Consider the following 23,307-nt stretch of genomic DNA (forward strand, 5'->3'; position numbering starts at 1 on the left):
CGGACATTGTGGGAGCGGGCGTTGCCCGCGATGAGGCCCTCAAGCCTGGTCGAGAATCCGGCGATAGAACTTCCATTCCTCTTCCAGCGCATGGGCCAGGTTCTCGGCTCTGCGGAAGCCATGCCGCTCGCCCGGATAGAAATGCCCCTCGGTCTCGACCCCGTTGGCCTTGAGCGCATCAAGCATCGAGCGAGTCTGTTCCGGTACCACCACCGCATCCAGCTCGCCCTGGAAGAAGATCACCGGCACGCGGATATTCCCCGCATGCAGCAGCGGTGTGCGCTCGCGATAGCGCTCGGCGTCTCGCTCGGGGTCGCCGATCAGCCAGTCCAGATAATCCCCTTCGAACTTGTGTGTGGTCCGTGTCAGCGCCAGCGGATCACTGACCCCGTACAGGCTGGCACCACCGCGGAACAAATCCTGGAAAGCCAGGGCACACAGCGTCGTGTAGCCGCCGGCACTGCCGCCACGAATGAACGCCTGGTACGGATCGATCAAGCCTTCGCCGGCCAGATACAGCACTGCCCCGCAGGCATCCTCCACATCGATTTCGCCCCAGCGCAGGTGCAGCGCTTGCCGGTACGCCCGGCCATAGCCGCTGCTGCCGCGGTAGTTGAGATCGGCCACGGCGAAGCCGCGCTGGGCCCAGTACTGGATGCGCGGATCGAGCACCGGGTAGCAGGCGGAGGTCGGCCCGCCATGGACGAAGACGACCAGCGGCGCCGGCTTGCGGCCGCCCATCGCCGGATAGAAGAACCCATGGGCCTCGCCATCGCCGCTGGGGTAGGTGAAGCCGCGCGGCCGGCTGACCTGTTCGGCGGGCAACGGCGTGACACCACCGGCCAGCACCTGCACCGTATGGTCGCTGCGGTCGATGGCGATCACCGCTGCCGGCAGCACCGGCGAGGCGGCGACGGCATAGATGAAATCGCGGTCCAGAGCCAGGCACCGGAAGCGGCTGTAGTCGCTGACAAACGCCTCAAGCTCGCCGTTGCCCTTGCGCAGGCCGAGGCGGGAGAAGCCCTGCTCGAACCAGGTCGCCAGGTAACCGCCGTCCACCGGCAGCCAGGTGCTGGCGCCCAGTTGCCAGGGCGCGGCGGCGTGGTCGGCGGCTTTGGCCGGCAATGGCTGCCAGCCCTGAGCGGTCTCGCCCCAGGGTTGCCAGTAGCCGTTCAGGTCGGACAGGCAATACAACCGGCCCTCGGCATCGAAGCGTGGCTGTTGCAGCGATTGCGCCGGGCCGCTATCACCCGCGACGCAGCGGATTTCGCCGCCGGCCTCTCGGACATACAGACGGGTTGCGGTCCAGGGTTGTTCCGGGCGGCTCCATTCGATCCAGGCCAGGCGCTGGCCATCGGCGCTCGGGGTCGGTGAGGCGTAGAAGTCGGCACCTTCGGCCAATACTTCGCGGGTGCGTTCGGTGATCGCGACCAGGCGGTGGGTGGTGCCGCTTTCCTCCACGGCGAGCACGCGGCCGTTGGCCCAGACCAGATCGCCATAGCGCCGCTCGCCCTCGGTCAGTGCCCGTGGCTGGCCGCCGTCCAGGCCCTGGCGGTACAGCTGTTGGTCCGCCTCGTTGACGAAGACCAGGGCGTCATCGGCCAGGCAGAACGAGCGCCCGCCATACTCGTACACCCGGCTGCGCACGCTGAAACCGTCCGGCGTCAGGCAGCGCGCCTGGCCGTCGTGCCATTGCCAGATCCGGCAGGCACCGTCGCGGGGGCGGAATTCGTTCCAGAACAGGCCGTGGCGACCGGCTTCGAGTTCGGCGAAGTCGGTACCGGCCGCGACGGCCTGCTGCGCGCTGAAGTGTTCAGCCGCGGGCGATAAGTCGTGAGGTGCGCTCATTGCGGAAAGTCATCTCCTTGATGGTCAGGGCGGCGGTCTCGGCCTCCTCCCGTGCCTTGAGGATGACGCCGTGGTCCGCCGACTTGGAGCATACCGGGTCTGCCTTGCTGGCGTCGCCGGTGAGCATGAACGCCTGACAGCGGCAGCCGCCGAAATCCCGTTCCTTCTCGTCGCAGGAGCGGCACGGTTCGGGCATCCAGTCGTAACCACGATAGCGGTTGAAGCCGAACGAGTCGTACCAGATGTGCTGCATGCTGTGCTCGCGCACGTTGGGGAACTGCACTGGCAACTGCCGCGCGCCATGGCAGGGCAGGGCGGTGCCGTCCGGGGTGACCGTGAGGAACACGCTGCCCCAGCCGTTCATGCAGGCCTTGGGGCGTTCTTCATAGTAGTCCGGGGTGACGAAGATCAGCTTGCACGGATTGCCCTCGGCCTTGAGCCGCTCCCGGTATTCGTTGGTGATGCGCTCGGCGCGCTCCAGTTGCGCCTTGGTCGGCAGCAGGCCCACACGGTTGAGGTGCGCCCAGCCGTAGAACTGACAGGTGGCGAGTTCGACGAAGTCCGCTTCGAGGGCGATGCACAGCTCGATGATGCGGTCGATGCGATCGATGTTGTGCCGATGGGTTACGAAGTTGAGCACCATCGGATAGCCCTGGGCCTTGACCGCCCGGGCCATTTCCAGTTTTTGGGCGAAGGCCTTCTTCGAGCCGGCCAGCAGATTGTTCACCTGCTCGTCGCTGGCCTGGAAGCTGATCTGGATATGGTCCAGGCCGGCTTTCTTGAAGCTGGCGATCTTCTCTTCGGTAAGGCCGATGCCGGAGGTGATCAGGTTGGTGTAGTAGCCCAGGCGACGGCCTTCGCCGATCAGCTCGGCGAGGTCCTGGCGCACCAGCGGCTCGCCGCCGGAAAAGCCCAGCTGCGCCGCGCCCATTTCCCGCGCCTCGGCCATCACCTTGAACCACTGCTCGGTGGTGAGTTCCTTGCCCTGCTCGGCGAAGTCCAGCGGGTTGGAGCAGTACGGGCATTGCAGCGGGCAGCGGTAGGTCAGTTCGGCCAGCAGCCACAGCGGCAGGCCCACCTCGGGCTTGTCACTCAAGGGTGATCCAGTGTTCGGCACGGGCCACCTCCATGAATTGCTCGATGTCTTCAGGCAGTTCGGGGACGCCGGGGAATTTATCGTCGAGCAGGGCGATGATCGCGTTCACATCGCGCTCGCCGTCGATCAGCTCGCCGATCAGCGCCGCGCTCTCGTTGAGCTTGATCATGCCCTCGGGGTAGAGCAGCACGTGGGCCTTCTGCGCCGGTTCGTACTGGAAGCGGTAGCCGGGACGCCAGCGCGGAGTCAGGTGACGGTCGAAGCTCATAGCGCGATCCCCTTGTGCCACACCCGCTCGCTGGTGACGCTGTGGTAGGGCGGGCGATTGAGTTCGTAGGCCATGCTCATGGCGTCGAGCATGCTCCACAGGATGTCCAGCTTGAACTGCAGGATCTCCAGCATACGCTGCTGGCCTTCCACGGTCGTGTAGTGCTGCAGGGTGATGCTCAGGCCGTGCTCGACATCGCGCCGCGCCTGGCTCAGGCGGGTGCGGAAGTAGGTGTAGCCGGCCGGGTCGATCCAGGGGTAGTGCTGCGGCCAGGTGTCGAGGCGCGACTGGTGGATCTGCGGGGCGAACAGTTCGGTCAGCGAACTGCTGGCCGCTTCCTGCCAGCAGGCGCGGCGGGCGAAGTTGACATAGGCATCGACGGCGAAACGCACGCCGGGCAGCACCAGCTCCTGGCTGCGCAACTGGTCCGGGTCCAGGCCCACCGCCTGGCCGAGGCGTAGCCAGGCTTCGATGCCGCCATCCTCGCCGGGGGCGCCGTCGTGGTCGAGCAGACGCTGGATCCACTCGCGGCGCACTTCCCGGTCCGGGCAGTTGGCGAGGATCGCCGCGTCCTTCATCGGGATGTTGACCTGGTAGTAGAAGCGGTTGGCGACCCAGCCCTGGATCTGCTCGCGGGTTGCGCGGCCTTCGTACATCGCCACGTGGTAAGGGTGGTGGATGTGGTAGTAGGCGCCCTTGGCGCGCAGGGCCTGTTCGAATTCGGCGGGGGACATCGGCTTGCTCATGGCGGCGGTTCCTAGAGAGTGATGCTCATGCCGTCGAAGGCGACTTCCACGCCACGGCGGTCCAGCTCGGCACGCTCGGCCGAGTCCTCGTCGAGAATCGGGTTGGTGTTGTTGATGTGGATAAGCACCTTGCGCTGGTTCGGGAAGCCGGCGAGCACTTCCAGCATGCCGCCAGGGCCGTTCTGCGGCAGGTGGCCCATCTCGCTGCCGGTGCGGGTACCGACGCCGCGGCGCTGCATCTCGTCGTCGTCCCACAGGGTGCCGTCCACCAGCAGCACGTCGGCGTCGTGCATGCGTTGCAGCAGACTGGCGTCGACCTTGCCCAGGCCCGGGGCGTAGAAGAGTTTGCCGCCGGTGCGCAGGTCCTCGACCATCAGCCCGAGGTTGTCGCCGGGGTGCGGGTCGAAGCGGTGCGGCGAATAGGGCGGCGCGGCACTGCGCAGCGGGAAGGGGCTGAAGCGCAGGTTGGGGCAGGCGTCGATGACGAAGCTGGCGTCCAGTTCGATGCGGTTCCAGGCCAGGCCGCCGTTCCAGTGCTGGAGCATGTTGAACAGGGGGAAGCCGGTGGTCAGGTCCTGGTGGACCATGTCGGTGCACCAGACCTGGTGCGGGCAGCCTTCGCGCAGGCTGAGCAGGCCGGTGGTGTGGTCGATCTGGCTGTCGAGCAGGATGATCGCGTCGATGCCGCTGTCGCGCAGGGCGCGGGCCGGCTGCATCGGGGCGAAGGATTGCAGCTGCGCGCGGATGTCCGGCGAGGCGTTGCACAGGATCCAGTGCACGCCGTCATCGGACAGGGCGATGGACGATTGCGTGCGGGCCGTGGCGCGCAGGCTGCCGTCACGGAAACCCTTGCAGTTGGCGCAGTTGCAGTTCCACTGCGGGAATCCGCCACCGGCGGCGGAACCCAGGATCTGGATGTACATGATTGGCTCCCGCCTTCTGCGAAAATGAAAACGCCCCGGCTGGCCGAGGCGTCGTACTGCGAAAAGACTCAGCGATTCGCGAAGTACATGGTCACTTCAAAGCCGATACGCAGGTCAGTGTATGCAGGTTTGGTCCACATGGGATTACTCCTTCCGGATAGGTGGGGTGGGGGGCAGCTACTCATTTAGTCCACCCTCGGGGGCGAAGGTTTCAGGTAGCCGGGATTGCGCAATCTTACAAGAATTTTTGAACCGGATGGTTAATCAAGAATGAAAGGTCTTTTACCTGGGTGGTAACGATCAGCCGGGCGCGGGACCGTTGGCGAGAATCAGCCAGTGCTTCTCGCTGCCGAGGTCGGCCCAGGTGTGATCGATGTCGGGCTGCTGCAGTTGCTGGATCCGGGCGGCGAGGGTTTCCGGATCGGCGTGGTCATTACCCGCCAGGTGTGCCTGCCAGAGCCACTCGGCAACCTCTGCGTTGGGCATGAGCGGCTCGTGGAATTGCGCAGCCAGGGTTTCCCGGCTGGTGTCGAGCAACGGAGCGGGGCGGGCGAAGAAATCGCGCAGGTGACCGAGGATTTCCAAGTGGCTGGCGCCGGGTGACTGCACGCCGAACATCAGCCCGTTGTGGCCCTGGATCTGACGAAAGGTACTGAACACCGCATAGCCCAGTTGCAGCTCGCTGCGCAGGCGTTGGTAGAACGGACCCTGGATCAGTTGGGCGAGCAGGCGACCGGCAGCTTCGTCGGCGACAGGTGAGAACAGCAGCAGGGCCTGTTCGTCCCCGGCATCGCCGAAGGCTTGCCACCGGGTCTGAAGGCGCGGCAGAACGGGCTTTTGCGGCGCGTCGCCGAGGCGACCCAGCAGATGGTTGAGGGCGTTCTGCGCCTGGGTATCAAAGCCTGTCGCCAGCGCGGTCCAGCCGGGTTCGCTGGCGGGTGCCAGCAGGTGTGGCAGTTGCTGCATCAGCTGGCGGATCGGAATCAGCCGTGGTTCATGAGGTTCGTGGGCCGGTGCCGGGTTCTCCAGTATCGCCAGCGCTTGCCCGATCACGGCCAGGACCGGCGCGGCGGCGCCGCTGCAACGCAATTGCCAGGCATTGGCGCTGCGGGTCCATTGCAGCTCCACGCCGGCGCGGCTCGCGCGTTCGGCCAGGGGCTTGAGTACATCGCCCAGGTGTTCGGCCTGCCAGCGCAGATACAGCACGGCGAAGTTGCGGGAGGCCGGGAGGATCGGGCTGACGATCAGGCCCGCCGGCACGGGCGTGGGTTCGACTGGGAGAATGAGCGCTGTCAACAGCGGCTCCGGTTCCGGTAGTTGCCAGTGATGCCGGGATGCCCCGGGGTGCTTCGGCACCGTCGACACGCCCTCGTCGCGCCTCGCCAATTCCAGGGTGCCGGGTGCGCGACAGGCTTGCAGGCGCTCATGTTCCAGCAGCAGGTCGTGGTGATCGGCCGCGCTGAAGAACGCCAGCCAGTCGTGGATCAGGCTTTCGACCTCCGTCCGGTCTGCCGCCGCACTCAGCTTCGCTTTTACATGCAGCAGCGCCTGTCCTTCGAACTGGTACAGCGAAGTGCACTTGAAGTCCTCCAGCCAGTCACGTTCGCGCAGTTCATGCACCAACCCGCCGGGGCGGCTGTCGGCGATCCCGGCGAGGTAGTAATCGAGATTGGCATTGGCGGGCAGATCCTCATGGGCGATGAGCAGGTCCAGTTGGCCGGCGATCTGCTCGGGCTGCAGCGGTCCGTCGAGCAAGGGCGGCGGGGCGATCTGCGGCACCGTCGAGCCCGTGGCGAACAGCCCGCCGAACTGCTGCGCCAGGGGCGCCAGTTCTTGCGGCCCGCTCAGGCTCAGGACCATCTGCCCGGCCTGGTAGAAGCGTCGATGGAAGTCGACCAGCGCTGCCTGGAACGCCGGCTCATCGATGGGCAGCGACTCCCGGTTCCCGGCATGAAATCCACTGAGGGGATGCCGTGCCGACACACTGCGCAGCAGGGCGTACTCGCGTTGGGCCTCGACATTACCCGACCAGGCGACCCATTCGGCGTGGATCACTTCGCGTTCGGCGCGCTGCCGTTCCAGCGTCAGCAGCGGGTTGGCGAGCATGTCGCACAGGCGTTCCAGCGCGCCGGCCATTGCGGGCAGCGGGACTTCGAAGAAGAACTCGGTATGGCGTTCGCGGGTGCTGGCGTTGAGTTGCCCGCCCTGGCGCTGGACGAAGCGCATCAGCCCGTCTTCCACGGGAAACCGCTCGGTACCGAGAAAGAACAGGTGTTCGAGGAAATGGGCCAGTCCGGGATAGGCCACCGGCGCATCATGACTGCCGGCCTGCACCCGCACCACCGCCGCGCAGCGCTTCAGATGCGGCGCATGGCACAACCTGACCCGCAGGCCGTTGCTCAAGGTGAGGTGCTGGAAGGGGCTGGACATGACGGCTCCGAAAACACGCGAACCGTCATGCTAGCGGATAACTCAGTCCCGTGGCGCGTGGTGCAGCTCGGCGCGCAGGTCCTGTAGGTAGGGTGTGCTGGCGCGGCCTTCGAGGACCCGTTGCAGATCGATGTCCGCCGAGAGCAGCGCCTCGTCGCGGCCTGCCATCGCCAGGATACTGCCGTCCGGGCCGACGATGCTGCTCTGTCCGCAATAGCGGATCTCGCCTTCGGCACCGCAGTAGTTGGCGTACACCAGGTAGCATTGGTTCTCGTGGGCGCGGCTGCGCACGGTGACCTGGCAGATGAAGTCGTAAGGCTCCATGTTCGCCGTCGGCACCAGGATCAGCTCGGCGCCGTCGCGGGCCAGGCGCCGGGCATTCTCCGGGAACTCGATGTCGTAGCAGATCAGCATGCCGACCTTCCAGCCATTCAGCTCCACCACCGGGAAGTGGTTGGCGCCGGGGCTGAACATGGCCCGGTCGAGCCCGCCGAACAGATGGGTCTTGCGGTAGTTGGACAGGCTGCGACCGTGGCCGTCGATCAGCTGCACGCTGTTGTACACCCGGCCATCGTCAGCGGCTTCGGGATAGCCGTAGACGATGGCGAGTCGGTTGGCCTGGGCGATCTCCACCACGCGCATCGCTGACGGCCCATCCGCGGCCTCGGCCAGGCGTGCGGCGGCTTCGCTGCCGATGTTGTAGCCGCTGAGGAACATCTCCGGACACACCAGCAGCTCGGCGCCGCGGGCGGCGGCGAGGCGGGCCTGGTGCTCCAGGCGCTCCAGGTTGCCGGGCACGTCCAGCGGCTGCGGCGAGCCCTGGTAGAGGGCGATACGCATGGTGATTCTCCTGTCAGTCGGCCAGGGCGATGGGGCCGATCTCGTCGAACACATCGCCCGGGCCCGGGTTGTCGGGGTGGGTGCGACCACCGAAGTGGTTCATGATGCCCCAAACCGCGTTCAAGGAGGTCTGCACCGCGCCCTCGACCCAGGCCGGTGTCCAGGACACGTCGTCCCCGGCGATGAAGATGCCGCGCTGCTCGGCCGGCATGTCGTGCTGCATGAAGTGCGCGTACATGCGCTGGTTGTAGCGGTAGTGGCCGGGCAGGGCGCCCTTGAAGGCACCGAGGAAATAGGGGTCGGCTTCCCACGACACGGTGATCGGGTCGCCGATGATATGCCCGGCGATATCCACTTTCGGGTAGATCTTCTTCAGTGCGTCGAGGGCCAGCTTCACGCGCTTTTCCACCGGGTGCGGGAGCATCTTCAGGGCGTCGCTCATCCACGAGTAGGACAGGCAGATCACCCCCGGCTTGTCATCGCCGTTGTCAAACAGGTAGGTGCCGCGGGTGAGGCGGTCGGTGAGGGTCATGCTCATCAGGTCGCGGCCGGTTTCCGGGTCCTTGTCCTTCCAGAACGGCCGGTCGACCATGACGAAGGTCTTCGACGACTGCATGTAGCGAGTGCGGTCCAGGGCCATCCACATCTTCTGCGAGAACAGCGATTCTTCGCATTCGATCTGGGTGGTCAGCAGCCAGCTCTGGCAGGTGGTCAGTACCGCGGCGTAGTGGCGGGTGTCGCCCCAGTTGTCGGTGACCGCCAGGCTGCCGTCTTCGTTGCGGGCGATGCGCTTCACCCCGGGACGCGGCGCGCCACGGTGCAGCGAGGCCAGGCTGGTGCCTTCCGGCCAGTGCGCGCAGCGTTGCGGCACGTGCTTCCAGATGCCCAGCGGCACCTGCTCGACACCACCGACTACAAGGTGCTGGTGGTCATCGCAGTTGGTCATCACCACGCGGAAGATTTCCAGCATCGAGTTGGGGAAGTCCGAGTCCCAGCCGCCGGTGCCGAAGCCGACCTGGCCGAACACCTCGCGGTGCAGGAAGCTCAGCTTGGCGAAGGCTTTCGAGGTGGCGACGAAGTCATAGAAGGTGCGGTCGTCCCACAGTGGCACCAGGGTGTTCCACAGTTCCTTGAGGCGCGGCACGTCGCGGTCGCGGATGGCCTGCTGGATATCACCGAAGCGCGCGCCGTCCTCCAGGGCATCGGCCCAGGCGTCGGCGACTTCCTGGAACAGCTTGGGCAGGTCGCTGATCTTTTCCGCGTAGTAGGTGTTGCCTTCCAGGTCGATCACCGTGCTGCCCGAAGCCGGGGTTAGCGGGTTGGGGAAGGGTTTGGTCTCCAGGCCGAGCTTGTCGACGTAGTGATAGAAGGCCGTGGACGACACCGGGAAGCGCATCCCGCCCAGCTCGGCGACGATCCCTTCGGTGCCGGCGAAGGCTTGCGAACGCAGGCGCCCGCCCATCTTCGAGGCCTCGTAGACCACAGGCTTGAGGCCCAGCTTCATCAGCTCGTAGGCCGCCACCAGTCCGGCGATCCCGGCACCGACGATCGCCACTTCCTCGCCGTGGCGTTCGGCCGGAATGCTGCCCAGGCCGGCGGGGTGCTCGATCCAGTCGTCGAAGGCGAAGGGGAAGTCGGGGCCGAAGATGGTGACGGGCTTCTTGCCGTCGGCGGGGTGGCGGTTGTTCTTGTTCATGATTGACCTTGCCAGGGGCTGCGCGGGGTGCGGAGCCTGAGTATAGGAAATGCCTGGGGTCAATTTTAGGGAGGGAGTAGTTCGTTATTAAGACGCAGAGTGTTGTCGTTTTGTGGTTGTTTTGGTCATTGTGACAAGATCTTGATTCATTTTGACCTTTGAGGCCTCATCGCTGGCAAGCCACCGATCAGGTAGGCTGCCCGCGATCCACCTTGCTGCTGAGGATGATCGAGGTGGTGGTCTTCTCCACCCCCTCCAGGCTGCCGATCTGGTCCAGCAACTGGTCCAGTTGCTCCGGCGACTCGCTGCGCAGCCAGGCCACATAGTCGAACTCGCCACTCACCGCGCACAGCTGCTGCACCTGCCCCATTGCACTCAAGCGCCGCACCACCTCGCGCCCGGAGCGCGGCTGCACAGTGATCCCCACATAGGCCTGCAACCCACCATCGATCACCCGCTGCCCCAGGCGCACGCCATAGCCACTGATGACCTTGGTCTTTTCCAGCCGGGCGATTCGCGCCGTTACCGTGGTGCGGGCGATGCCCAGTTGCCGGGCGAGGGTGGCGACGCTTTCGCGGGCATTGATCTGCAAGGCGGCGATCAACTGGCGGTCGATTTCGTCGAGGGCGTGGGTGCGGCTGTCGGACATGGGCTTCTCGGGCGGCTGGGTGCGCCGATTAAGTCAGCTAATCGGTGCACTGTCCACTTCACACGGGGTGGCCAAGAGCTGCGCTGGCCTTGCTTCTCCAGGCGTCCAGGGCTGTGTCGACAGCTTCCTGCGAGCCGAGGTCGGCAAGGTCGATCGCTGCGGTCCAGGCGCGGTAACCCGGTGCCGCCTCGCTGCTGACGACCTGCTCCATCAGCGATGAGTAACGCGGCAACGAATGCCAGACCCCATGGAACCAGTTCAGCTCGACAGGCGAGGGCTGGTCGCACAGTACGGCACTGATGATCAGCTTGCTGCGGCTTTCCTCCACCGGTCGACGGTAGCTGAAGGTGTCGCTGTGGTAGCCGTCGTCGCTTTGAATCCACACGGCAAACAGCAGATCACCCGCGCGGTGCTTGTCCCAGAACTCGGCCTGGCCCTTGTGCCGCAACCAGAAAGCGCTGAGGTCGAACATCGGCAGGTAGCGCATGCCGGAATTCGCGTCGTTCTCCAGGGCGCCGAGCGCGCCGGGGCGGGGCAGGATGTACTCTTGATGGTAGGGCGTTGCCCGCAGTTGCTCGCGGATGTATGCCAGCAGTTCGAACATCCGGCGCTGATAATCCTCCAGCAGTCGATAGGCCTTGCGTACCTCCAGCAGGGCGGCGTCGAGGTCCGTGCTCATGTCATTCTCCAGTGGTCGAAGCAGCCGGCAGCCGTGTGCAGGCGGGTTGGCGGCAGCTGGTCGAGCCAGCGCGGCGGGTGGGTGCGCAGTCCATGCCAGGCATAGGTGTTGCTGATATCGGCGAGCAATCGGCGCAAGCCCGGCTGCTTGAGTGGCATCAGGTGCCGTTCGAGCACTTCGAACAGCGTGCGCCAGGACAGGCAGACCAGCCGGAACGGCGGATGCCCCGGCTCCAGCAGCGCCTCGACTTCCGCCAGCAAGGCCAGGCGGGTGGCTTCGTCATGCCGTTCCATGCCGCCGAGGGTGATCAGCACGGTGTTGCCCAGTAACTCGTCGTTATGCCAGCCGGCCTGCAGTTCACCGGCCAGTTGCCAGGCCGTCTGCTGGCGGAAGGTGTCATGGCGCTTGGCTTCGACCAGCAGGGTGGTGGTGCCATCGTCCAGCACCACGTCCGGCTCGACGGTACGCTCGGGCAGTTCCCAGTTCGGCCAGAAGTCCAGGCGACCCAGCGGGCCGAAAGATTCTTCCAGCAACTCGCTGAATACCGCGCTGAACAACTCGTCCGGCAGATAGGCCAGGCGCTCGAACACGCTGGCAGTGATCACATCCTCGGCACCTTTCGCTTCGCCCAGTTCAAGGCGCAGCCCTTCGATCCCGCTGCCGGTCTTCTTGCCGGACAATACAGCGTTGAGCATGGTGGAGTCCTTTCATCGTGCAGTGGCCGCGCGAGTCTAGCCGATCGCCTTGAAGCAGTGCTCGGGTGCGGGAAAACGATTTTCCCGTACGTCCCGCGCGTAATCGGACAACGCCTGCTCGATCGGCCCGGCCAACTCGGCATACCGCTTGACGAAGCGCGGCTGGTATTCGCCGAACAGCCCCAGCAGGTCCTCGGTCACCAGCACCTGGCCATCGCAGGCCGGCGAGGCGCCGATTCCGATGGTGGGGATCTGCAGTTCTTCGCTCAGCGCCCGGGCCAGCGGTTCGGCGATGCCTTCCAGCACCACCGAGAAGGCTCCGGCGGCCTGCATCGCCAAGGCATCGCGGTGCACCTTCGCGGCACTTTCGGTATCCCGGCCCTGAGCCCGGAAACCACCTTGGGCGTTGACCTGCTGTGGCATCAGGCCGATATGCGCCATCACCGGGATGCCGCGCTGGCACAGGTAGGCCACGGTCTCGGCCATCTCTTCGCCACCCTCCAGCTTGATGCCCTGGGCGCCCGTGTCGCGCAGCACTTTCGCGGCATTGAGGAAGGCTTGTTCCAGCGAGGCCTGGTAGGTGCCGAAGGGCATGTCCACCACCACGCAGGCGCGCTGCGCACCGCGCATCACCGCCTGGCCGTGGGCGATCATCATGTCCAGGGTCACGCCCAGGGTGCTGGGCATGCCGTACAGGACCATGCCCACCGAGTCGCCGACGATGATGATATCGGCGTGGGCATCCACCCAGCGCGCCATCGGCAGGCTGTAGGCGGTCAGCGCCACCAGGCTGCCGGCGCCCTTGCGCTGGCGGATGGCGGGGATACTCAGGCGGCTTTCGCGGATCTGCGTGCTCATGACAAGGCTCCTGTTGGTCAACGACACGCGCCGCAGGCTAACATCGGCGTTTCTGGCTCACTTGAGCAAAGGGGACGACTAATGCCGCAAAGTGGCCAAGACCTCGTTCCGCCAGTTCCCGAGCAGATCGGGCGACCGGTGCACGGGCGCATGTTCGACATTCCGCCGGGCTACCGGGTGGAGATGCACACCCATGAATGGGTGCAGTTCACCTACGCCAGCGCCGGGATCATGCAGGTGCTCACCGACGACCACAGCTACCTGCTGCCGCCGCAATGCGGCATGTGGATTCCTGCGGGCGTGCGCCACACCGTCTACAGCGAGCAGGCCCTGGCTTTTCGCAGCCTGTACCTCACCGACGCGATCCTCCAGGGCTACCGCCGCGACTGCGCGGTGGTGCAGGTGACGCCGCTGGTGCGTGAGCTGATCGGCAAGGCCAGCGGCTTCGCTAACGACTATCCCGAGGAAGGCCCGCAGGCGCGCTTGCTGCAGGTGTTGGTGGATGAGCTGCGCGAGCTGGCGGATGCGCCCTTCAGCCTGCCGCTGCCCAGCGACCCACGCCTGCGGCGGATCACCGACGCCCTGCAGGCGACGCCGGAGGACGGCCGCACCATCGAGGAATGGGCCAGCCAGGTGGGCGCCTCGCGGCGCACCCTGGCGCGGCTGTTCCAGGCGCAGACGCAGTTGTCCTTCCAGACCTGGCGCCAGCGCTTGCGCCTGCTCACCGCCTTGCCGCTACTGGCCCAGGGCAGCAGCGTCACGGCGGTGGCCAACGAGCTGGGTTACGACTCGGTCTCGGCGTTCATCGCCCTGTTCCAGCGCCACTACGGCACGACCCCCGGCGCCTGGGCCGCGCAGGTGGTTTAGCGCAGCGGCATGGCGATCGGTCGCAGCGGCGCCGAGTCGCCACCGCGGATCTTTAGCGGGCCGCCAATGAAAGCGAACTCGTAGACCTTGTCCCGGGACAGCTCGTCCAGTGCCACCAGTTCCATGATCGGCACGCCTTTCTGCGCTAGCAGGTAGCTGTGCAGCGGCACGTAGTCATTGGCGACCTCCGACGGGAAGGCCTCGAAGCTCAGGTTGTCGGCACCGAGGATCATCGCCTTGCCGCCCTCCACCAGGAAGCGCGCCGCATCCAGGCCCATGCCGGGCGACTGGCGCATGTAGGCCTGCGGCTGTTCGTAGAGCTTCATGCGCCCGGTGCGGATCAGCACGATATCGCCGCGTTCCAGTTGGGTGCCTTGGCTCTTCAGGGCGTCTTCGAGGTCCTGGCGGGTGATGCGGTAGTCGTCCGCCAGCATGTCCACGCCCTTGGCCGCCGCCACGTCGATCAGCACGCCACGGGCCACCAGCGGCGGGAATTTTTCCACGCCGGTCTTCTTCCAGCCGCGGTCGCCGAGGTGCTCGTCGGCGCTGAAGTTGTTCCAGATCTTGCCGTCGATGCCGAAGTGGTTGAGCGCGTCGATATGGGTGCCGGTGTGGCCGTACATGGAGAAGGCCGTGCCGGTGTAGCTGCGCAGGGCGTTCATTTCGTGGCCGACGTCCAGCGGGTCGTCGACCACGGTGCCGCGCGGGGTGTGGGTCATCCAGAACTGGTAGTGCGGATCGCCGGCGGCCTGCCAGCTGGGCATGCCGATGTAGTACTCGGTGGCGAGGTCGTAGACCCGGCTCGCGTCGACCCGCGACATCACGGCGGCGCGGGACTTGTCGGTGATCAGGTTGAGGCGGCCGATCTCGTCGTCCGGGCCCCAGGGGCTGGTTCCGACCTTCGGGGGTTCGCCGGCGTGGACGCTGGCGCTCAGGGCCAGCAAGGCGGCAAGCAGTGGGGTTTTCATCAAGCAGTCGCTCCTGTTTCGAATGCCCGGGCGCAACGGCTCGCTGGCGTGCACAAGGCGGCCACGGCGATGGGCGAGGGCGGGAAAGTGAGGCTGCGTCGGGCCCGACGAAACGAGGCCAGTGTAGGCGCAAGGCGCGGCGGGATTAAGGCCGCCGCGGTGCAGGGATATTTAGCTCAGGGTTGATGATCGCCGCCCATGGCGGCTGGCAGGTGCTCGGCCAGGTAATCGACGAAGGCGCGCACCCGGGGCAGCAGGTGACGGCTGGTGGGATACACGGCATAGACCTGGCGCGGGGTGTCGGCCTGCTCCGGCAGCACCTGGAGCAGCCGGCCATCGGCCAGCGCAGCGTCGGCGAGGAAGGACGGCAGCCAGCCGATACCCAGGCCGGCGATCAACAATTCCCGCAGCATCAGGCTGTTGTTCACCGTCACCCGCGCGTCCTGCGAATGGCCGGCGGGCGCCTGCTGGCTCAGGCTGTATTCGAGTTGTGCATGGCTTTGCAAATCAGCGAGCGAGGCGGGATGGCCGTGCTGTTGCAGATAGGCGGGAGCGGCGCACAGCACCTGGCGCAACGACGCCAGTTGCCGGGCGATCAACGATGAATCCGGCAGCGCGGGAGCCAGTCGAATCGACACGTCGAAGCCCTGGCCGACCGCTTCCACCAGGCGGTCCTCCATCACCAGGTCCAGTTCCACCCCGGGATGCTCGCGCAGGAAGCCGGCGAGCAGCGGCGCGAGGGTGCTCAGGGCGAACGACAGCGGCGCGTTCACCCGCAGCTTGCCGCTGACCTGCTGCGACTCCTCGTGTACCGAGCGCTCCAGCTCGTCCAGTTGGTCGAGCAAGCGACAGCAACGCTGGTAATAGGCCTCGCCGGTGGCGGTCAGGCTCATGCGCCGGGTGGTGCGTTGCAGCAGCACCGTGCCAAGGTGGGCTTCCAGGGCCCGCAACTGCTTGCTCAGCCCGGCGGCGGAGAGGTTGAGGTCATCGGCGGCCTTGCCCAGTCCGCCGAGTTCGACGATGCGCCGGAACGAGCGCATCAGGGTAAAGGTGTCCATGCCCGCCTTCCTTGCTTCAAGGCGGGCTATTTCATCAGATCCGGAAGCGCGCGACGACCTGGGCGAGATCTTCCGCCAGCCGCGACAGTTCGTTGCTCGATGCGCTGATCTGGTTGGCGCCCTGGGTCGACTCGCCGGACAGGTCACGGATATTGACGATATTGCGATCTACCTCCCGCGCCACCTGGGCCTGCTCCTCGGCGGCGCTGGCGATCACCAGGTTACGCTCGGAAATCTGGCTCACCGAGTCGGTGATCTGCACCAGCGACTCGCCGGCATCACGGGCCATGTCCAGGGTCGAGGCGGCACGCTGGCAACTGCCGAGCATGGCTTCCAGCGCCTGTGCCGAGCCGCCGCGGATGGCAACGACCATGCCGTCGATTTCCAGGGTCGATTGCTGGGTGCGATGGGCGAGGGCCCGTACTTCGTCGGCGACCACCGCGAAGCCGCGTCCGGACTCGCCGGCCCGGGCCGCTTCGATGGCGGCGTTGAGGGCGAGCAGGTTGGTCTGTTCGGCGATGGCACGGATCACGTCGAGCACCTTGCCGATGTCCTGGGACTGGTCCACCAGTGTGCGGACCAGCGCCGCAGTGCCCTGCACGTCGTCGCTGAGGGTCTGGATGGATTGCACCGTAGCCTGTACCCGCGACTGCCCGGCGCTGGCGGAGGCACTGGACTGATGCGAGGCATCGCTGGTGGACGCGGCATTGCGTGCCACCTCTTCCACCGCCGAGGTCATCTCGTTGACGGCGGTGGCCGCCTGTTCGATCTCGGCGTTCTGCTGGTGCAGGCTGCGGTAACTGTCTTCGGTGACCGAGTGCAACTGGGTCGCCGCAGAGGCCAGTTGGGTGGCGGATTCGCTGATATGGCGCATGGCCCCGCGCAGGTTGACCTGCATCTGTTGCAGGGCGCGCTGCAGGCGCGTGACCTCGTCATTGCCCTCGACTTCGATCTGCTGGCTTAGGTCGCCGGCGGCGACTTGTTCGGCGGCGCGTACGGCGTGCTCCAGAGGCCGCACGATGCCACGGGTCAGCCACAAGGCCAGGGCGATGGTGGCCAGGGCGGCGATTACCACGAAGGCGATGATGATCTGCAGCGAACGCTGGTACTGCTGCTCGGCGGCCTTGCCTTCGCTATCGATCTGCTGGCCATACAGCTCGCCGAAGTCGGCCAGGGCCTTGCCCGAGCCGTCGACCACTTGCTTCATGTCGACCAGCAGCAGCTTGTTGAGGCCGGCGAGGTCTTTCTGCCGGGCGAGCGCGAAGGAGCGGTCAAGGCCGTTGCGGTACTCCGCCAGGCTGGTGCGGAAGTTCTGGGCCAGGGCCTTTTCTTCCGGGGTATCGATAAAGCTGTCGAGCACCGCCAGCTTGTTGTCCAGGTCTTTCAGGCGCGTGTCCATCTGGCCCTGGTAGGTGGCCGTGTTAGCCGGATCCGGGTCCAGCGCCATGCGCAGGGAGATGGTGCGAATGCGCAACATGATCTCGCGGACATCGCCGATCACTCGCAGGCTCGGTACCCAGTTGGTCTCGACGGCGACCTCGCTCTGGCGGATGGCCTGCATCTGCACCACGGCGAACCCACCGAGCAACGCGACCAGCAGGGCAATGAGGGTGAAGCCCAGGCCGGCACGGCGGGCAATGGAAATATGGCGCAGGTTCATGGGCAGTGATCCGTCGTGGGGGCAGGTCTTTATAGTTGTACGATAACAGTCTCAATCTATCGGCCATGAAATGCCCTTCTTGAGGTCAGTCGGCGTCTTGCGATCCTTGATATGCCTATAAAAAGAGGATGAACGGTCGATGGAGATCGGATGACTGGCGCATTTATGTGATTTTCGGGGCTAGTCATCGTACAACTTGTACGATAACCTACATCCAGATCGAAACATTCACTTCTCCACCCCCGAGCGCCACAGGATGCCTACAACAATGACTCCACAAGAACTGCGCACTGTCCTCTCTCATGGCTTGCTGTCTTTCCCTGTCACCGACTTCAATGCCCAGGGCGATTTCCATCAGGCCGGCTACATCAAGCGTCTGGAATGGCTCGCCCCTTACGGCGCTACTGCCCTGTTCGCCGCCGGTGGTACCGGTGAGTTCTTCTCCCTGGCCGCCAGCGAATACAGCCAGGTGATCAAGACCGCCGTCGACACCTGCGCTGGTACCGTACCGATCCTCGCCGGTGTCGGCGGTGCCACCCGCCAGGCCATCGAATATGCCCAGGAGGCCGAGCGCCTGGGCGCCAAGGGCCTGCTGCTGCTGCCGCACTACCTGACCGAAGCGAGCCAGGACGGCGTCGCCGCCCACGTCGAAGCCGTGTGCAAATCGGTGAAGATCGGCGTGGTCGTCTACAACCGCAATGTCTGCCGCCTGAATGCCGTGCAACTGGAGCGCCTGGCCGAGCGTTGCCCGAACCTGATCGGTTACAAGGACGGTCTGGGCGACATCGAGCTGATGGTTTCCATCCGTCGCCGCCTGGGTGATCGTTTCAGCTACCTGGGTGGCCTGCCGACCGCCGAGGTTTATGCTGCTGCCTACAAGGCGCTGGGCGTACCGGTCTACTCGTCCGCCGTGTTCAACTTCGTGCCGAAGACTGCGATGGACTTCTACAACGCCATCGCCCGTGACGACCACGCCACCGTCGGCAAGCTGATCGACGATTTCTTCCTGCCGTACCTGGAACTGCGCAACCGCAAAGCCGGCTACGCCGTCAGCATCGTCAAGGCGGGTGCGAAGATCGCTGGCTACGACGCAGGTCCGGTACGTACTCCGCTGACCGACCTGACCGAGGAAGAAGTCGGCATGCTCGCTGCCCTGATGGACAAGATGGGCCCGCAATAAGCGACGACCCCGCGGCCTGCCACATGCCGCACACCGGAGCGGGAACACCGCTCCGGCTTACAACTCAAGAGCCCGCACAAGAATAATTAGTGGGAGTAACTTCAGATGCACGCGACTAAAAAGACGCATGTCCGCTATCTGATCCTGTTCATGCTGTTCCTGGTGACCACGATCAACTATGCCGACCGCGCAACCATCTCCATCGCCGGCTCGAGCCTGCAGAAGGATCTCGGCATCGATGCTGTCACCCTCGGTTATATCTTCTCCGCCTTCGGCTGGGCCTATGTGCTCGGGCAGATTCCTGGCGGCTGGCTGCTTGACCGGTTCGGTTCGAAGAAGGTCTATGCCTTCAGCATTTTTACCTGGTCATTGTTCACCGTGTTGCAAGGCTTCGTCGGCTACATGCCGGTGGCCAACGCGATCATCGCCCTGTTCATGCTGCGCTTCCTGGTCGGCTTTGCCGAAGCCCCGTCGTTCCCCGGCAACGCGCGGATCGTAGCGGCCTGGTTCCCCACCGCCGAACGCGGCACCGCCTCGGCGATCTTCAACTCCGCGCAATACTTCGCCACCGTGCTGTTCGCCCCGCTGATGGGCTGGATCGTCCACGCCTGGGGCTGGGAGCATGTGTTCATCGTCATGGGCGTCATGGGCATCCTCTTCGCCGGTGTGTGGCTGAAGCTGGTGTACAACCCCAAGGAACACCCGATGATCGGTGCCCAGGAACTGGAGCACATCGAGAAGAACGGTGGCCTGGTGGACATGGACAAGCCCAAGGCGGCCGGTGCCAGCGGTCCGAAATGGGGCTACATCAAGCAGCTGCTGTCCAGCCGCATGATGCTCGGCGTCTACCTTGGCCAGTACTGCATCAACGCCATCACCTACTTCTTCCTCACCTGGTTCCCGGTGTACCTGGTGCAGGAGCGCGGCATGTCGATCCTGAAGGCGGGCTTCATTGCCTCGCTGCCGGCGATCTGCGGTTTCATCGGTGGCGTGCTCGGCGGGATCATCTCCGATCACCTGCTGCGTCGCGGCAACTCGCTGACCTTCGCCCGCAAGGCGCCGATCGTGATCGGCCTGCTGCTGTCCACCTCGATGGTGATCTGCAACTACGTCGATGCGGAGTGGATGGTGGTCGGCATCATGGCCCTGGCGTTCTTCGGCAAAGGCCTGGGCGCGCTGGGCTGGGCGGTGGTCTCGGACACCTCGCCGAAGCAGATCGCCGGTCTGTCGGGCGGTATGTTCAACACCTTCGGCAACATCGCCTCGATCACCACGCCGATCATCATCGGCTACATCATCAGCGCCACCGGTTCGTTCAAATGGGCCCTGGTGTACGTGGGCGCCAACGCCCTGGTGGCGGTGTTCAGCTACCTGGTGATCGTCGGTCCGATCAAGCGCATCGAGCTGCGTGATGCGCCGCAGGATGAAGCGACAACGGCGTCATCGGGCAAGCTGGCCGAGTCGTCGAACTAAGAAGAACACGCAACGCCCGGTCATCTTGACCGGGCGTTCGCGGATGAATAAAGCCTGGGAAACAACAAGAAGGGCCCCATCATGCAGTTGATCGAAACTTCCGACTCGCCTCGCTATGTACGCCTGCACGACGACGATAACGTCGTGGTGGTGGTCAATGACGGCGGTCTGGGCGAAGGTGCCTGCTTCGCCGACGGCCTGACCCTGGTCGAAGGCGTGCCGCAGAGCCACAAAGTGGCGGTCACCGCTATCGCCAAGGGCGAGCCGGTGCGGCGCTATGGACAGATCATCGGCTATGCCCTGGAAGACCTGCGCCAGGGCAGTTGGGTCAAGGAAACCCAACTGGCCATGCCGGCCGCACCGGAGCTGGACAGCCTGCCGCGTTGCGACGCGGTGCCGGATGCCTTGCCGCCGCTGGAAGGTTTCACCTTCGAGGGTTACCGCAATGCCGACGGCACTGTCGGCACGCGCAACATCCTCGGTATCACGACCACCGTGCAGTGTGTCACCGGTGTGCTCGATCATGCGGTCAAGCGCATTCGCGAAGAGCTGCTGCCCAAGTATCCCAACGTCGACGACGTGGTGGCCCTGACCCACAGCTACGGCTGCGGCGTGGCGATCAACGCGCGCGACGCCTATATCCCGATCCGCACCGTGCGCAACCTGGCGCGCAACCCCAACCTCGGTGGCGAGGCACTGGTGATCAGCCTGGGCTGTGAAAAGCTCCAGGCCGGCCAGGTGATGCACGACAACGATCCCTCCGTCGATCTCAGCGAGCCGTGGCTGTACCGTCTACAGGACGCCAGCTTCGGCTTCGTCGAGATGATCGAGCAGATCATGGCCCTGGCCGAAGCGCGGCTGATCAAGCTTGACCAGCGCCGCCGCGAGACCGTGCCGGCCAGCGAGCTGATCCTCGGCATGCAGTGCGGCGGCAGCGATGCCTTCTCCGGCATCACCGCCAATCCGGCGCTGGGCTATGCCTCCGATCTGCTGGTGCGGGCTGGCGCCACGGTGTTGTTCTCCGAAGTCACTGAAGTGCGTGACGCCATCTACATGCTCACCTCCCGCGCGCAGAACGAGGAAGTCGCCCAAGCCCTGGTACGCGAGATGGACTGGTACGACCGCTACCTGGAGCGCGGCGCCGCCGACCGCAGCGCCAACACCACGCCGGGCAACAAGAAGGGCGGTTTGTCGAACATCGTCGAGAAGTCCCTCGGCTCCATCGTCAAGTCCGGCAGCGGCGCCATCCAGGGCGTGGTCGGTCCTGGCGAGCGGGTCGCCAGCAAGGGCCTGATCTTCTGCGCTACCCCGGCCAGCGACTTCGTCTGCGGCACCTTGCAACTGGCGGCGGGAATGAACCTGCATGTGTTCACTACCGGTCGCGGCACGCCTTACGGGCTGGCCATGGCGCCGGTGGTCAAGGTCTGCACCCGTACCGAACTGGCCCAGCGCTGGCCCGACCTGATCGATATCGACGCCGGGCGCATCGCCACCGGCCGCGCCACCATCGAGGAACTGGGTTGGGAGCTGTTCCACTACTACCTGGACGTCGCCAGTGGTCGCAAGCAGACCTGGGCCGAGCAGCACAAGCTGCACAACGACATCACCCTGTTCAACCCGGCGCCCATTACCTGATGCATTTGCTCATGTGGGAGCGGGTTCACCCGCGATGACGGTGGTGAATTCACCGACGCTATCGCGGGTAAACCCGCTCCCACAGGGTCCGCGTTCCAACCTTGTCCACAGGAGTCCCGAAATGCCTGAGATCCTCGGCCACAACTTCATCGCTGGCCAGCGCAGCGCCGCTGGTTCGCAACGCCTGCAAAGCCTCGACGCCACTACCGGCGAAGCACTGCCGTACAGCTTCGTCCAGGCCACCGAAGGCGAAGTCGACCAGGCCGCCAAGGCTGCCGCCGCCGCTTTCGCCGAGTTCCGCCAGCTGGCCCCGGCCCGTCGCGCCGAATTCCTCGACGCCATCGCCGCCGAACTGGATGAACTGGACGACGCCTTCGTCGCCATCGTCTGCCGCGAAACTGCACTGCCTGCTGGCCGTATCCAGGGTGAGCGCGGTCGTACCAGCGGTCAGATGCGCCTGTTCGCCCAGGTCCTGCGCCGTGGTGACTTCCTCGGCGCGCGCATCGACCTGGCCCTGCCGGACCGTCAGCCGCTGCCTCGTGTGGATCTCCGCCAGATGCGCATCGGCGTTGGCCCGGTTGCGGTGTTCGGTGCCAGCAACTTCCCGCTGGCCTTCTCCACCGCAGGGGGTGACACCGCCGCTGCCCTGGCCGCCGGCTGCCCGGTGGTGTTCAAGGCCCACAGCGGCCATATGGCCACCGCCGACCTGGTCGGCTGCGCCATCCAGCGCGCCGCCGAGCGCACCGGCATGCCCAAGGGCGTGTTCAACATGGTCTTTGGTGGCGGGGTTGGCGAGTGGCTGGTCAAGCACCCGGCGATCCAGGCCGTGGGCTTCACCGGCTCGCTGAAAGGCGGCGACGCCCTGTGCCGCATGGCGGCCGAGCGTCCGCAACCGATTCCGGTGTTCGCCGAGATGTCCAGCATCAACCCGGTGATCATCCTGCCGGGCGCGCTGGCCAAGCGTGGCGAGGCCATCGCCCGTGAGCTGGCAGGTTCCGTGACCCTGGGCTGCGGTCAGTTCTGCACCAACCCGGGCCTGGTGATCGGCCTGCAATCGCCTGAATTCAGCAAGCTGCTGAGCGAGCTGGGCGGTCATCTGGACCAGCAGGCCGGGCAGACCATGCTCAATGCCGGCGGCCTGCGCAGCTATGCCGGTGGCCTGGAGCACCTGCAGGCGCACGCAGGTATCAAGCACCTGGCAGGTCAGCCGCAGGAAGGCAGCCAGGCACGTGCCCAGCTGTTCAAGGCCGATGCCAGCCTGCTGGTGGAGTCCGATCCGCTGCTGCAGGAAGAAGTCTTCGGTCCTGCCACCGTCGCTGTCGAAGTCGCCGGTGACGAGCAACTGCGCAGTGCGCTGCTGGGCCTGCGTGGCCAACTGACGGCCACCCTGATTGGTGAGCCGGAAGACTTCGAAGCGTTCGCCTGGCTGGTGCCACTGCTGGAAGAGAAGGTCGGTCGTATTCTGATCAACGGCTACCCGACCGGCGTGGAAGTCTGCGACGCCATGGTCCATGGCGGCCCGTACCCGGCGACTTCCGATGCCCGTGGCACTTCGGTAGGCACCCTGGCGATCGACCGCTTCCTGCGGCCGGTGTGCTACCAGAACTACCCGCAGTCGCTGCTGCCCGAGGCACTGCGCGACAGCAACCCGCTGGGGCTGCGTCGCCTGGTCAATGGCCAGTGGAATGACGGTGTGATCGCGTGAACCATCGATAACGAAGAAGCCCCGCATTGGCGG

21 protein-coding genes and 1 pseudogene are annotated in these 23,307 nt (G+C 65.4%); 5 read left to right on the forward strand and 17 right to left on the reverse strand.

Going from position 1 to position 23,307, the window contains the following annotated elements; all coding sequences use genetic code 11:
- Positions 1-39 precede the first annotated feature (39 nt).
- From AC5QPF_RS02885 to panB, 13 genes are all read right to left on the reverse strand, one after another.
- On the reverse strand, positions 40-1,848 hold the full coding sequence (locus tag AC5QPF_RS02885; protein ID WP_494961944.1) for a prolyl oligopeptidase family serine peptidase: 1,809 nt from the start codon (positions 1,846-1,848) through the stop codon (positions 40-42).
- Entirely contained in the window at positions 1,814-2,965 is a 1,152-nt protein-coding gene (gene pqqE / locus AC5QPF_RS02890; protein ID WP_494961945.1) for a pyrroloquinoline quinone biosynthesis protein PqqE, read from the reverse strand. Before pqqE ends, AC5QPF_RS02885 begins: the two co-directional genes overlap by 35 nt.
- Positions 2,937-3,212, reverse strand: coding sequence for a pyrroloquinoline quinone biosynthesis peptide chaperone PqqD (pqqD, locus tag AC5QPF_RS02895; RefSeq protein WP_494961946.1), 276 nt, complete (start codon positions 3,210-3,212; stop codon positions 2,937-2,939). The genes pqqE and pqqD overlap by 29 nt, the downstream gene beginning before the upstream one ends.
- Positions 3,209-3,958 (reverse strand): pyrroloquinoline-quinone synthase PqqC, encoded by a 750-nt coding sequence (gene pqqC / locus AC5QPF_RS02900; RefSeq protein ID WP_494961947.1) that lies wholly within the window; start codon positions 3,956-3,958, stop codon positions 3,209-3,211. The genes pqqD and pqqC overlap by 4 nt, the downstream gene beginning before the upstream one ends.
- Positions 3,959-3,969: 11 nt before the next feature.
- Positions 3,970-4,881 (reverse strand): pyrroloquinoline quinone biosynthesis protein PqqB, encoded by a 912-nt coding sequence (pqqB, locus tag AC5QPF_RS02905; protein WP_494961948.1) that lies wholly within the window; start codon positions 4,879-4,881, stop codon positions 3,970-3,972.
- A gap of 68 nt (positions 4,882-4,949) precedes the next feature.
- Positions 4,950-5,021: a pyrroloquinoline quinone precursor peptide PqqA gene (gene pqqA, locus AC5QPF_RS02910; RefSeq protein WP_003243383.1), complete on the reverse strand. Its 72-nt coding sequence runs from the start codon at positions 5,019-5,021 to the stop codon at positions 4,950-4,952.
- Between the two features lie 160 nt (positions 5,022-5,181).
- The gene (gene pqqF, locus AC5QPF_RS02915; protein WP_494961949.1) at positions 5,182-7,311 is read right to left on the reverse strand and encodes a pyrroloquinoline quinone biosynthesis protein PqqF; all 2,130 of its coding nucleotides are present in this window, start codon (positions 7,309-7,311) and stop codon (positions 5,182-5,184) included.
- Between the two features lie 42 nt (positions 7,312-7,353).
- Positions 7,354-8,151, reverse strand: a complete 798-nt coding sequence (locus AC5QPF_RS02920) for a nitrilase-related carbon-nitrogen hydrolase (protein WP_494961950.1) — start codon at positions 8,149-8,151, stop codon at positions 7,354-7,356.
- Positions 8,152-8,164: 13 nt separating this feature from the next.
- Entirely contained in the window at positions 8,165-9,847 is a 1,683-nt protein-coding gene (locus AC5QPF_RS02925; protein ID WP_494961951.1) for an FAD-dependent oxidoreductase, read from the reverse strand.
- Between the two features lie 187 nt (positions 9,848-10,034).
- Positions 10,035-10,496 (reverse strand): Lrp/AsnC ligand binding domain-containing protein, encoded by a 462-nt coding sequence (locus AC5QPF_RS02930; protein WP_494961952.1) that lies wholly within the window; start codon positions 10,494-10,496, stop codon positions 10,035-10,037.
- Between the two features lie 58 nt (positions 10,497-10,554).
- Positions 10,555-11,175, reverse strand: a complete 621-nt coding sequence (locus AC5QPF_RS02935; protein ID WP_494961953.1) for a PM0109 family protein — start codon at positions 11,173-11,175, stop codon at positions 10,555-10,557.
- A complete protein-coding gene (locus AC5QPF_RS02940) occupies positions 11,172-11,870 on the reverse strand; it encodes an F-box domain-containing protein (RefSeq protein ID WP_494961954.1) in 699 nt (232 codons plus the stop codon). The genes AC5QPF_RS02935 and AC5QPF_RS02940 overlap by 4 nt, the downstream gene beginning before the upstream one ends.
- Before the next feature lie 36 nt (positions 11,871-11,906).
- On the reverse strand, positions 11,907-12,728 hold the full coding sequence (gene panB, locus AC5QPF_RS02945; RefSeq protein ID WP_494961955.1) for a 3-methyl-2-oxobutanoate hydroxymethyltransferase: 822 nt from the start codon (positions 12,726-12,728) through the stop codon (positions 11,907-11,909).
- An 81-nt stretch (positions 12,729-12,809) separates the two neighbouring features.
- Between panB and AC5QPF_RS02950 the strand changes: the two genes are divergently transcribed.
- Positions 12,810-13,595 (forward strand): helix-turn-helix domain-containing protein, encoded by a 786-nt coding sequence (locus tag AC5QPF_RS02950; protein WP_494961956.1) that lies wholly within the window; start codon positions 12,810-12,812, stop codon positions 13,593-13,595.
- Here AC5QPF_RS02950 and AC5QPF_RS02955 read toward each other — a convergent pair.
- The 4 genes and pseudogenes from AC5QPF_RS02955 to AC5QPF_RS02970 all read right to left on the reverse strand — a co-directional run.
- Complete coding sequence (locus AC5QPF_RS02955; protein WP_494961957.1) at positions 13,592-14,563, reverse strand: cyclase family protein; 972 nt, start codon at positions 14,561-14,563, stop codon at positions 13,592-13,594. The genes AC5QPF_RS02950 and AC5QPF_RS02955 overlap by 4 nt on opposite strands.
- A gap of 176 nt (positions 14,564-14,739) precedes the next feature.
- Positions 14,740-15,621, reverse strand: a complete 882-nt coding sequence (locus AC5QPF_RS02960; protein ID WP_494961958.1) for a LysR substrate-binding domain-containing protein — start codon at positions 15,619-15,621, stop codon at positions 14,740-14,742.
- Positions 15,622-15,655: 34 nt separating this feature from the next.
- Entirely contained in the window at positions 15,656-16,519 is an 864-nt protein-coding gene (locus tag AC5QPF_RS02965) for a methyl-accepting chemotaxis protein (protein ID WP_494964118.1), read from the reverse strand.
- A gap of 42 nt (positions 16,520-16,561) precedes the next feature.
- Positions 16,562-17,281, reverse strand: a pseudogene (locus AC5QPF_RS02970) (MCP four helix bundle domain-containing protein); the annotation flags it as partial.
- Positions 17,282-17,549: 268 nt separating this feature from the next.
- Between AC5QPF_RS02970 and kdgD the strand changes: the two are divergent.
- The 4 genes from kdgD to AC5QPF_RS02990 all read left to right on the forward strand — a co-directional run bounded on the left by kdgD (position 17,550) and on the right by AC5QPF_RS02990 (position 23,274).
- A complete protein-coding gene (gene kdgD, locus AC5QPF_RS02975) occupies positions 17,550-18,461 on the forward strand; it encodes a 5-dehydro-4-deoxyglucarate dehydratase (RefSeq protein WP_494961959.1) in 912 nt (303 codons plus the stop codon).
- A gap of 105 nt (positions 18,462-18,566) precedes the next feature.
- A complete protein-coding gene (locus AC5QPF_RS02980) occupies positions 18,567-19,934 on the forward strand; it encodes a D-galactonate transporter (protein ID WP_494961960.1) in 1,368 nt (455 codons plus the stop codon).
- A gap of 81 nt (positions 19,935-20,015) precedes the next feature.
- Positions 20,016-21,569 carry a galactarate dehydratase gene (gene garD / locus AC5QPF_RS02985; protein ID WP_494961961.1) on the forward strand — a complete coding sequence of 518 codons (1,554 nt, stop codon included), beginning with the start codon at positions 20,016-20,018 and terminating at the stop codon, positions 21,567-21,569.
- A 121-nt stretch (positions 21,570-21,690) separates the two neighbouring features.
- On the forward strand, positions 21,691-23,274 hold the full coding sequence (locus AC5QPF_RS02990; protein WP_494961962.1) for an aldehyde dehydrogenase family protein: 1,584 nt from the start codon (positions 21,691-21,693) through the stop codon (positions 23,272-23,274).
- Positions 23,275-23,307 lie beyond the last annotated feature (33 nt).

This window comes from Pseudomonas sp. Con_6, assembly GCF_059379395.1.